The organism is Kitasatospora sp. NPDC034533 (assembly GCF_055575155.1).
Genome location: NZ_JBVITE010000122.1, coordinates 1 through 10,654, shown reverse-complemented (window position 1 = coordinate 10,654; position 10,654 = coordinate 1). Strand labels below are relative to the sequence as shown.

General features: G+C 73.0%; 9 protein-coding genes. 6 read left to right on the top strand and 3 right to left on the bottom strand.

Annotated elements, in window-relative coordinates:
• The first annotated feature begins 539 nt into the window (after window positions 1-539).
• The 5 genes from ACZ55U_RS38230 to ACZ55U_RS38210 all read left to right on the top strand — a co-directional run bounded on the left by ACZ55U_RS38230 (window position 540) and on the right by ACZ55U_RS38210 (window position 5,271).
• Window positions 540-2,234, top strand: coding sequence for a sensor histidine kinase (locus ACZ55U_RS38230; protein WP_465534112.1), 1,695 nt, complete (start codon window positions 540-542; stop codon window positions 2,232-2,234).
• Between the two features lie 17 nt (window positions 2,235-2,251).
• Complete coding sequence (locus ACZ55U_RS38225; RefSeq protein WP_465534116.1) at window positions 2,252-2,638, top strand: roadblock/LC7 domain-containing protein; 387 nt, start codon at window positions 2,252-2,254, stop codon at window positions 2,636-2,638.
• Between the two features lie 92 nt (window positions 2,639-2,730).
• Window positions 2,731-3,093: a DUF742 domain-containing protein gene (locus ACZ55U_RS38220; RefSeq protein ID WP_465534110.1), complete on the top strand. Its 363-nt coding sequence runs from the start codon at window positions 2,731-2,733 to the stop codon at window positions 3,091-3,093.
• Window positions 3,074-3,691, top strand: coding sequence for a GTP-binding protein (locus ACZ55U_RS38215; protein ID WP_465534108.1), 618 nt, complete (start codon window positions 3,074-3,076; stop codon window positions 3,689-3,691). The genes ACZ55U_RS38220 and ACZ55U_RS38215 overlap by 20 nt, the downstream gene beginning before the upstream one ends.
• An 83-nt stretch (window positions 3,692-3,774) precedes the next feature.
• Window positions 3,775-5,271 carry a cytochrome P450 gene (locus ACZ55U_RS38210; RefSeq protein ID WP_465534106.1) on the top strand — a complete coding sequence of 499 codons (1,497 nt, stop codon included), beginning with the start codon at window positions 3,775-3,777 and terminating at the stop codon, window positions 5,269-5,271.
• A gap of 44 nt (window positions 5,272-5,315) precedes the next feature.
• Here ACZ55U_RS38210 and ACZ55U_RS38205 read toward each other — a convergent pair whose 3' ends face one another.
• The 3 genes from ACZ55U_RS38205 to ACZ55U_RS38195 all read right to left on the bottom strand — a co-directional run bounded on the left by ACZ55U_RS38205 (window position 5,316) and on the right by ACZ55U_RS38195 (window position 9,401).
• Entirely contained in the window at window positions 5,316-6,941 is a 1,626-nt protein-coding gene (locus ACZ55U_RS38205) for a purple acid phosphatase family protein (RefSeq protein ID WP_465534104.1), read from the bottom strand.
• Window positions 6,942-7,085: 144 nt separating this feature from the next.
• Window positions 7,086-7,901, bottom strand: a complete 816-nt coding sequence (locus tag ACZ55U_RS38200) for an SAM-dependent methyltransferase (protein WP_465534114.1) — start codon at window positions 7,899-7,901, stop codon at window positions 7,086-7,088.
• A gap of 147 nt (window positions 7,902-8,048) precedes the next feature.
• On the bottom strand, window positions 8,049-9,401 hold the full coding sequence (locus ACZ55U_RS38195) for an MFS transporter (protein ID WP_465534102.1): 1,353 nt from the start codon (window positions 9,399-9,401) through the stop codon (window positions 8,049-8,051).
• A 145-nt stretch (window positions 9,402-9,546) separates the two neighbouring features.
• Here ACZ55U_RS38195 and ACZ55U_RS38190 point away from each other — a divergent pair, with 145 nt between their 5' ends.
• Window positions 9,547-10,650, top strand: a complete 1,104-nt coding sequence (locus tag ACZ55U_RS38190; RefSeq protein WP_465534100.1) for an alpha/beta fold hydrolase — start codon at window positions 9,547-9,549, stop codon at window positions 10,648-10,650.
• The last annotated feature ends 4 nt before the right edge of the window (window positions 10,651-10,654 follow it).

Sequence of the window (10,654 nt, the reverse complement as noted above, 5' to 3'; positions counted from 1 at the left end):
CACGACGAACCGGGACCTGCTACCGGGCACTCCGGTGTCTACCCGGACGGGACTCACACCCGTAAGCCTGGACCAGCTTTCAGGACGCAACATGCGACGACCCTAGGCCGCGTCCAACGGCGCCGCGCGGCGCCCGGGGTGGAACCCGGGGGTTTCGGGGGCGGTCCGGCAGGCCCGGACTGGGTTGCTCGTCCGGGTGATTGGCGGGCGGCGGGTTGACCGGACCGACGGCGCTAGCACGAACTCGGCGGGAGGTGACCGCACTTGGCGCGGAATCCCTTCGCATGAGCGAATCCGGCGCGGGACGGCGGCGCGCGGGCGGCGGGGCGAGAAGCCTGGTGGGAGGGCGGCGGCCACCGCCGGGTGCGACGGGTGTGCGAGATGTCGGTGTTGTCCAGTCGTTTGCGACAAGTCGGTTGCGGGACGATATTTTTGACTTTGAGTCATGATGTCCTGAACCTGGCTATGCTGCACCCCCATGCCTCCGGAGCCGGTCGCCGCCCGTCCCCGTACTGTTCCGATCGTTTGAGGATTGCCGAATGCTTCGAGCTGGATCGTCACCCACCAGAGGGCGCCGCACGCCGCTGCTCGGCTGGCTGTTGCCGACGGCGGTGATGGCGGCGGCCGTGGCGGTCGCCGCCATGGTGGTGTCCGCCGGGGCCCGGGCCGAGTTGCTGTGGTGCGGCGCCACGGGCACCGTGCTGGTGGCCGTCGTCGCCGCCGAATCATCGCGCCGGGGGCGGGCCCTGAGCGAGGCACGGGAGCGGCACACCCGGCAGCTGGAGGACATGCAGCGCCGCCTGGCCGCGCAGGAGGACGAACTGGACCGGCTCGCCCGCGGCGAGATGCGCAGGATCGTCGCCGGGGCACGCTACGGGTACTCCTACGAATCCCTCACCGCCCCGCTGGAGCAGGGCGACGCCCCCGTCTCGCCGCGCTTCCGCCGGTCCCTGGTCGCGGTCGCCGGAGCCGTCGCCAAGGCGGTCGACGACGAGACCAGCCGACGCGACACCGCCGAGCAGTCCTTCGTCCACATCACCCGCCGGATGCAGGCCATCATCCACCGGCAGGCCAAGGACCTGCGGGAGATGGAGGACCGGCACGGCAACGACCCGGCGGTCTTCGACGACCTGCTGCGGCTGGACCACGGGAACGCGATGGTCGGCCGCATGGCCGACAGCATCGCCGTGCTCTCCGGCGCCCGCCCGGGCCGCCAGTGGACCAGGCCGATCGCGCTCTACAGCGTGCTGCGCGGCGGCATGTCCCGGATCCTGGAGTACCCGCGGGTGGACCTCCACCCGGTGGCCCAGATCTCGGTCATCGGCCCGGCCGTCGAACCCCTGATCCACGCCGTCGCCGAGCTGCTCGACAACGCCACCCGCTACTCCCCGCCGCAGAGCCACGTGCACCTGAGCGCCTCCGAGGTGCAGAACGGGATCGCCATCGAGATCGAGGACGGCGGCCTCGGCCTGAGCGACGAGGCCCGGTTCCGCGCCGAGCGCTCGATCCGCGAGGCGATGATCTCCAAGGACTTCGACGACCTCGCCGAGTCCCCCCGGCTGGGCTTCGCCATCATCGGCCGGCTCTGCCAGGCCTACGGCTTCCAGATCTCGCTGCGCCGCTCCGCGTACGGCGGCGTCCGGGCGGTGCTGGTCGTGCCGAAGGCGATGCTCACCACCGCTCCGCCGACCGGCCGGGCCCACGGCATCGGAGCCTTCTCCGGACCCCGCCCGCTGCCACCGAACCGTGCCCGGCACGCGGCCCCGAGCCGCCCCTGGGGTGCCAGGACGGCCCCGGCCGGCGTCGGGCCGTCCAACGGTTCGACCAACCCGTGGGGGCCTCCCGGCCCGGCCGGGGACGACGAGGTGATCGTGACCGAGTGGACCGCCAACGGCCTGCCGCAGCGCCGGCGCAGCCAGCCGTTGGTGCCCCGGACCTACCGCGGCGCGGCGCGCACCACCGCGCAGTCCGCCGGGCCGCTCGGCCAGGCACTGCGCCCCGCCAAGGAGCGCAAGGAGCCGGGCCTGTGGGTGGAGGCGTTCATGCAGGGCATCAAGGGCACCGGCCCGAGCCCGTCCGGCCCGGCCGGCGCCGCACCCACCACGGACGCCCGAAGCACCACGGACACCGAACACACCACGCACACCGGGCAGCCCGGCACCGGGCAGCCGGGCACCGGACACACCAGCGCCGCACAGACCAGTGACGAGACGGCAGGGAAAGGCGAGCAGTGACTCCGCACCGCAGCAACATGGACTGGATCCTCAACGACCTCGCGCACGGCGTCCCGTACGTGCGCCACATCATCGTGCTGTCCGCCGACGGCCTGCGGATCGCCCAGTACGGCACCGACCCGGACGCCGCCGACCGCCTCGCCGCCGCCTGCGCCGGGCTGCAGAGCCTGGCCGGCGCGATCGGCCAGGAGTTCCCGCACGGCGACGGCTCGATGCGGCTGGTGGTGATCGAGGTGGACGGCGGCTACTTCTACCTGATGGCGGCCGGCGACCGCGCCTACCTCGCGGTGCTCGCCGACGAGGGCGTGGACGCCGGCCTGGTGAGCCACCAGATGCGCGACCTGGTGGCCCGGATCGGCGAGCACCTGTCCACCCCGCCGCGCAACCCCGAGGCGGTCGCGTGAACCGGCTCCCGGCCCGGCCTGCCGGGACGCGCTCCAGAGGCGGGGCGGCCCATGAACGAGCACAGTGAGACCGAGCGCAGTGAGGCGGCGGCATGACGGCCGAGAAGGGCGGCTGGGAAGGCCCCGAGCCCGACCGGCTGTACGTGATCACCCGGGGCCGCAGCGGCGGCTCCGGACTCGGGGTGGTCGATCTGGTCACCCTGATCGTCTCCCGTGGCGAGCCGACCCCGGCCCACCAGCCGGAGCACGCCGCCATCCTGCGGCTGTGCCGCTCCCCGCTCTCGGTCGCGGAGGTCTCCGCCTACCTGGGGCTGCCCGCCGGCGTGGTCGCCGTCCTGCTGGCGGACCTGCTCGACGACGGGCTGGTCGAAGCCCGCGCCGCCGCCGTCCCCGCGGCGGAAATCCCCGAACGCGCCCTGTTGGAGGCGGTGATCCATGGACTACAGCGGCTCTGACACCGTGGTCGGGCCGGCCCACGCGGACCTGCTGCCGGACACGGTCAGCACGGCGGTCAAGGTCGTGGTCGTGGGCGGATTCGGCGTCGGCAAGACGACGCTGGTCACCTCGGTGAGCGAGATCCGCCCGCTGACCACCGAGGAGACCATGACCCAGGCCGGGGTCGGCGTGGACGACCCGACCGGGGTCGAGCAGAAGACCTCCACCACCGTGGCCATGGACTTCGGCCGGATCAGCATCAACGACCAGCTCGTGCTGTACATCTTCGGCACTCCCGGCCAGGAGCGGTTCTGGTTCCTCTGGAACGGCCTGTTCGAGGGCGCCCTGGGCGCGGTGGTGCTGGTGGACACCCGCAGGCTGGAGGTCAGCTTCGAGGTGATCGGCCGGCTGGAGGAGCGCGGCGTGCCCTTCGTGGTCGCCGTCAACGGCTTCCCGGAGGCGCCGTCCGTCCCGTTCGACGAGTTGCGCGGCGCGCTCGACCTCCCGGCCGAGGTGCCGATCGTCTCCTGCGACGCGCGCAGCCGGGAGTCCAGCCGGGACACCCTGATGACCCTGATGCACTACCTGTACGAGCTGGCCGTTCCCTCCACCGGCTGATCAGACGTCCCGTCCGTCCGACGGCCGTGACCGAACGCCCGTGACCGAACGCCCGTGTCCGAACCCCCGCGACCGGAGACCCCGTGACCACCCCCTTCCCCGAACCCGCCGGCCCGGCACCCGCCGCCGCGCCGCCGCCCGGCTGCCCGGCCCACGCGGGCGGCGGCATCGCCCCGACCGGCCCCGGCGGGCTGCGCCGCCTGTACGGACCGGAGGCCGAGGCCGACCCGACGCTCCTGTACGAGAAGCTGCGCGCCGAGCACGGCGACGTCGCCCCGGTGCTGCTGCACGGCGACCACCGGGCCTGGCTGGTGCTGGGCCACAGCGCCAACATCACCGCGATGCGCACCCCCTCGCTGTTCTCCCGGGACTCCCGCCTGTGGAGCGCCTTCCGCAACCACGAGGTCCCGGCGGACTCCCCGCTGCTGCCGGTCATCGCCTGGCAGCCGATCTGCGTGTTCGCGGACGGCGAGGAGCACCGGCGGTTGCGCGGAGCGCTGGTGGAGGGCCTGAACGGCTTCGACCAGCGCGGCATCCGCCGCCACGTCCGCCGCTTCACCACCGACCTGGTCCAGGTGGTCGGGCCGACCGGCCGGGCCGAGCTGATCTCCCAGTTCGCCGAGCACCTGCCGATGCTGGTGATGGCCAAACTGCTCGGCGTACCGGACGAGTACGTGCCACAACTGGTCGTCGCGGCACGCGACTTGATGAAGGGCACCGCGACGGCGATCGCCAGCAACGACTACGTGGTCACCAGTCTGCGCCAGACCCTCGCCGTCAGGCGCGAGCAGCCCGGGGACGACCTGACCACCCGGCTGCTGGCGCACCCGGCCGGGCTGACCGAGGAGGAGGTGCTGGAGCACCTGCGCGTGGTGCTGCTGGCCGCGAACGAGACCACCGTCAACCTGATCGCCGATTCGCTGAAGGTGGTGCTCACCGACCCGCGCTTCCGCGCCCATGTCTCCGGGGGGCAGATGACCCTGGGCGAGGCGCTGGACCAGGTGCTCTGGGACGCCCCGCCGATGTCCCTGGTGGCCGGCCGCTGGGCGACCGCCGACACCGAGCTGGGCGGTCAGCGGATCGCGGCCGGGGACATGCTGCTGCTCGGGCTGGCGGCCGGCAACGTCGACCCGGCGATCCGGCCCGACCTCGCCGCCCCGCTACACGGCAACCGCTCCCACCTGTCCTTCGGCGCCGGGCCGCACGAGTGCCCGGGGCAGGACATCGGGCGGCACGTCGCGGAGGCGGGGATCGACATCCTGCTCACCCTGCTGCCGGACGTCCGGCTCGCGGTGCCCGAGGAGGAGCTGACCTGGAGCTCGGCCTGGATCTCCCGGCACCTGACCGCGCTGCCGGTCGAGTTCACCCCCCGCCGCATCGAGCCGGACCCGGTCTCGGTGGCGGAGGCGGAACTCGCCCGGGAGCGGGCGGCGGCAACGGTCGACCAGGCCGACGGGGGCGGCGGGGGCGGCGGGGGCGGCGAGAACAGCGGCGCGGCGCCGGAAGGACAGGAGATCCCGGCCGTTCCGGCGCCGCGCCGCGGCTGGTGGGACGTGCTGACCGGCCTGTTCCGGCGCTGAGCGGCCCGCTCCCACCCTGAGCGACCCCACCGGTCGACGGCGGGTCAGCCGTCGGTGCGGCGCCGGTACAGGGTGAAGGTGTCCACCGGGGTGAGGTCGCCGTGCGGCCCGTCGAAGGTGTAGTAGGTGACCTTCATCGTGGTGGTGCCGCCGCGCTGGGTGCCCGGGTCGACGTCGAAGGCCGCGAAGCCGTGGGTGTGGGTGCGGTCCTGGACGGCTGCCCAGGGCGCGTCCTCGGTGACCCAGATCGACTCCCGGTACGGCTTTCCCGGCTGCTGGTCCTCCAGCCCGACGACCACCCGGCCCTTGGGCTGCTCGAAGAGCTCGTCCTGCGTGGTGGCGGCGTTGCCGCCGGCTCCGATGACCATGTGGACGGTGCCCCGTCCGGTGTCGATCAGGTCGGTGCGGGTCTCGCTCGGCACCGGGGTGCGGGTGTCGTTGGGCAGGGTGCCGCGGACGGGGTGGGAGCGCTCGTAGTAGTGCTCGTGGCCGCAGACCACCAGGTCCACCCCGTAGGCGTCGAACAGCGGGCCCCAGGCCTCCCGGAGGCCGAGGTCGCTGCCGGAGCCGCTGACCGAGCTGGAGATCATCGGGTGGTGCATGCAGACCACGATCCAGTCGATCGACCGACTGCCTCGCGCCGCCTTCAACTCCCGTTCCAGCCAGCGCCGTTGGGCACCTCCCGAGTAGCCGCGCAGATAGATGTCACCGGAGTTCTGGATGGCCTCGTCGTCGTTGGCCAGGCTGATGAAGCGCACCGAGCCGACGGTGAAGGCGTACCACATGCCACGGGTCTCCTGGTCGGCGGAGGCCGAGGAGTCGGGCAGGGAGAAGTACGCCTGGTAGCCGAGCGCGCCGATCGGGCCGTTGCCGCCCTCGCCCTCGTGGTTGCCGACGCAGGGCATCCAGGGCCGCAGCCGGGTGGAACGGCTGTTGCCGATGAACCAGTCGGCCCAGGTCGCGGTGCGGCTCATGCCGTGCCGGCCGGAGTAGGAGGAGTAGCAGAGGTCGCCGTTGACGAGGTTGAACAGCGGCCCGACGCGTTCGACGGCCGCGACGATGTCGGCGGCGGCCGCGGAGCCGACCTGGGTGCTGGTGTACACCGGGTACTTGCCGAGCGGGGAGGGCACTCCGTTCGGGAAGTCGACCTTGCGGCGGAGGTTGGGCGTGCCCTGGTCACCGAAGCTGGTGAAGGTGAAGGGAGCGCGGCCGCGCGGGGCGGTGGTGAAGGTGCCGGTCTCGGGGGTGGCGCCGTCGTGGCCGGCGCTGTACAGGTAGGTGGTGCCGGGGCGCAGGCCGGTGAGCCGGGCGTGATGGACGTACACCTCGACCTTGTCGAGGGCGTCCCGGTAGGTGCGGGTCTCGGCGTCGACGACCCGGCCGAGGCCGCCGTCCGGCGTGCCGTAGCGCACCCGCGGGCGGCGGACGGTCTGCGGGGTGAGCCAGGAGACGGTCATCTCGGTGCCGGCGTCGGTGCCGAACTGGAGGTGCAGTCCGATGACGCCGGCCGCTCCGGCGCGGTGCGGGGTGGCCTGGAGCAGTGGACCGCCGGGGGCGTCGTCGGCCGGTCCGGCGGCCGCGGGTTGCGCGGCCGCCGCCGATCCCGCCGCCACCAGGGCGGCTCCGGCCGCCGAGGTGCCCTTGAGGATGGACCTGCGTGGGATGGTCATGGAACCTCCGCCTGTCGAGTGAGGGGTTCGACGGCCAGTCACTCTAGTGACATGGACACCTAAAGACGATCCCTTTCCCAGGCCAGGCGTCCGTGCGGGGTGCCGGTGCCAGGCGTCGGTGCCGGGTGTCGGCGCCGGGTGAAGCTACGGCTTGCGGCCGACTCCCGCGTACAGCCCGACCTCGCCCGTGGCCTCGGCCCCGGTGGGGTCCGGGTGCCAGCGGTTGAGCAGGACGACGCCGGGATCGTCCAGCTCCAGCCCGGTGAAGAAGCGTTCGACGCGCTCGCGGGAGCGGAAGTGGAGGGTGATCCCGGCCTCCGCGTAGCGGCGGGTGGCGGCCTCCGCGCGCTCGGGCGCGGCGTCGGCCGTCGCGGCGGACAGGGCGAGGAAGCTGCCGGCGGGCAGGGCGTCCAGGAGCTTGCGCACGGGCGGGTGCGCGACCTCGTCGGAGAGGAAGTGGACGATGTTGACGAGGACCAGGGCGACCGGCTCGGTGAGGTCCAGGGTGGCGACCACCCCCGGGTCGTCGAGGAACCGCTCCGGCTCGCGCAGGTCGCCCTGGACGTACGCGGTGCGGCCCTCGGGCGTGCTGGTGAGCAGCGCGCGCGAGTGGGCGAGCACGATCGGGTCGTTGTCGACGTAGACCACCCGGCAGGAAGGGTCGACGGCCTGGACGATCTCGTGCAGGTTCGGCGCGGTGGGGATGCCGGTGCCGACGTCCAGGAACTGGCGGACGCCATGCACCGAGGCGAGCCGGCGGACCATCCGGTGCATCACGGCCCGGGCGGCGATGACCTCGGGACGCATGCCGGGCAGGTCGGCCAGCAGGCGGTCGCCGACCTCGCGGTCGGCCGGGAAGTTGGTCTTGCCGCCGAGGAGGTAGTCGTAGACCCGGGCGGAGTGCGCCCGGTCGGTGTGCAGGTCCACCGGCGGCCGTTCCTCGAAGCCGGGATCGGTCAGCCAGCTGTCCGACACGCCGCCGAACGGCGCGCTGTCCTCCGGAGTGCCGGTGTCCGGTGTGTCGGTGCCCGATGCGTCGCTCTCCACGCTCGTCCTCCCCAGTTCGGCGTTGGTCCGGACCACTCAACCACAGCGGATGACCGTCCGTCAGGCGGATCCCGTTGTCCGGTGAACTGATCCTTCCGCATCCCGGACGGCCGCCGCGAACCGGGGTACCTTCATCGCCGTCAGCAGCGCGAGGACCGGACCGGCCGTGCAGACCGTGACGTACGCCGGGATCACGCCGAGCAGGTGCCGGTCGCCGAGCCACTCGGCGAGCAGCGGGAAGGTGCCGCCGAACGCGGCGATGGTGGCGGCGTTGACCACGCCGAGGCCGACCGCCCGCACCTCGGTGGGGAACAGCAGCCCGGTGAAGACGTTGAGGGTGCCGAGCACCGTCGCCACCAGCATCCCCAGCAGCACGGCGACGGCCTGGAAGGGCAGCCAGCCCTGCCGCAGCCCGGCCAGCAGGACGCCGACCAGCGGGACGGGCAGCCCGAAGCCGATCCTGGCCACCGGCAGCAGGCCGAAGCGGTCGGCGGCGGCGCCGGTGAGCAGCATGGTGACCAGCACCACACCGAGCACCACGGTCATGAAGGAGGCCGCCTCCTCCTTGTCGATCACGTGGTAGGCGGCGGCGTACTGCGGCAGGTACACCAGCGCGAAGTAGTAACCGACCGTCCCGCCGAGGGTGTTGAGGAAGACGGTGAGCGCCGCCCAGCGGTGCTCGCGCAGCGTCCGCAGGAACGGCGGGCGGGCGGTGTGCCGGGCGCGCTCCCGGGCCCGGCGGAACTCCGCGCTCTCCGGCGCCCGCCGCCGCACCCAGACGGCGGCGAGGCCGAGCAGTGCGGCGACCACGAAGCCCCAGCGCCAACCGCCGTTCTCCAGGCCGGACTTGCCGAGGGTGTGGATCAGCAGGGTGAGCACTCCGAAGGAGAGCAGCGAGCCGAGGATGATCCCGCCGTAGGAGACCGAGCTGAACGCGAAGCGGTGGCGCGGCGGGGCGGTCTCGGTGACGTACGCGGCCACGCTCGGCGCCTCGCCGCCGAAGGCGAGGCCCTGGACCACCCGGGCGACCACGGCCAGCACCGCCGCCCAGGCCCCGATGCTCCGCTGGCCCGGGACGGCGGCGATCCCGAGGCTCGCGACGGCGATCACGGCCATGCCGAGGCTCAGTGCGAAGCGCCGCCCGCGGGTGTCGCTGAGCCGGCCGATCAGGTACGAGCCGACCGGCCGGGCGACGAAGCCCACCGCGAAGGTGACGTACGCGCCGAGCACGCCGCTGACGCCGTGCTTGCCGTGCCCGAAGAGGTCCGCCGCGAAGTAGGGCGCGAGAACGGCGTAGATGTTCCAGTCGAAGGACTCGACCACCGACCCGACCGTCGCGGCGGCCAACTCCCGCCGCCGTCCGCCGACTTCCACCCGCTCACGGAACGGGGCGACCGCACTGCTCTCTGTCATGGCCTCAGCATGGCACCGTCGCGCCCGCCACGGAATCACACCTCACGCCCGCCGCGACCGCGCCGCAGGGCCCGGCCGCGGAGCACGCCGGGGATCCCATGTGACCGATGTGACAGACAGGTGATATTTCTGTGCCGTGCATTCCATGATCGCCCGAAGCCCGCGGCGCGTCCTGCCCGCCGCCGTCGCAGCCGTCGCCACCGCCGCATTGCTGGCCGGCTGCACCAGCGGGAGCGGCACCGCGGCCGCGCCCACGACCGCCACCGCCGCCGGTGCCGGCTCGCCGTCGAGCCTCGCCCCGACGCCGACGCCCAAGCCCACCGGCGCCAACGACCCGGCCCTCAAGGCCTTCTACGGCCAGCAGCTCGCCTGGGGCCCCTGCCAGAAGGACCCGCGGAACGAGGAGGACACCTCCGCGCTCCAGTGCGCCGCCCTCAAGGTCCCGCTCGACTACGCCTCGCCGCAGGCCGGCACCCTGGACGTCGCCGTGGTCCGCAACCCGGCCACCAAGCCCGACCAGCGGATCGGCTCGCTGCTGCTGAACCCCGGCGGCCCCGGCGGCTCCGGCGTCCGGATGGTCACCTTCGACCCCAAGGGCTTCGACGGCCCCGTGCACGACCGCTACGACATCGTCGGCTTCGACCCGCGCGGCACCGACGGCACCAGCCCGCTCAACTGCCTGGACGACGCGGCCCGGGACGACTGGCTGTACACCGACCGGCCCGCGGCCGACCACGGCAAGCAGCTGGCCGACGCCTGCCAGGCCAAGTACGCGCGGCTCCTGCCGTTCGTCAGCACCCGCGACAGCGCCCGGGACATGGACGTGCTGCGCGCCGCCCTCGGCGACCAGAAGCTCAGCTACCTCGGCATGTCCTACGGCACCTACCTCGGGTCGCTCTACGCCGAGGAGTTCCCGGACCGGGTCGGCCGGCTCGTCCTGGACGGCGCCACCTCGGCCTCCACCTCGCTGATCCAGCACAACATCGAGCAGCAGGCCGGCTTCGAGCGGGCCCTGAAGGCCTTCGCCGCCGACTGCGCCGCCAAGGACCCGTGCCCGCTGGGCAAGGACGCCGAGCAGGCGCCGCAGAAGGTCGCCGCGTTCCTCGACGGACTCAAGGACAAGCCGCTCAAGACCGAGAAGGGCCGCACCCTGACCTCCTTGGGTTCTAGGAGTCGTTGCAACACCCCAGTTCAGGGGATGCATTGGACTTCGAGATTCGCAAGGTCCGGACGGCGCAGGGGCCTGTGAAGCT

Bases quoted from the DNA above. Each gene is read 5' to 3' on its own strand.
- ACZ55U_RS38230 (WP_465534112.1), top strand. From the start codon at position 540: ATGCTTCGAGCTGGATCGTCACCCACCAGAGGGCGCCGCACGCCGCTG.
- ACZ55U_RS38225 (WP_465534116.1), top strand. From the start codon at position 2,252: ATGGACTGGATCCTCAACGACCTCGCGCACGGCGTCCCGTACGTGCGC.
- ACZ55U_RS38220 (WP_465534110.1), top strand. From the start codon at position 2,731: ATGACGGCCGAGAAGGGCGGCTGGGAAGGCCCCGAGCCCGACCGGCTG.
- ACZ55U_RS38215 (WP_465534108.1), top strand. From the start codon at position 3,074: ATGGACTACAGCGGCTCTGACACCGTGGTCGGGCCGGCCCACGCGGAC.
- ACZ55U_RS38205 (WP_465534104.1), bottom strand. From the start codon at position 6,941: ATGACCATCCCACGCAGGTCCATCCTCAAGGGCACCTCGGCGGCCGGA.
- ACZ55U_RS38195 (WP_465534102.1), bottom strand. From the start codon at position 9,401: ATGACAGAGAGCAGTGCGGTCGCCCCGTTCCGTGAGCGGGTGGAAGTC.
- ACZ55U_RS38190 (WP_465534100.1), top strand. From the start codon at position 9,547: ATGATCGCCCGAAGCCCGCGGCGCGTCCTGCCCGCCGCCGTCGCAGCC.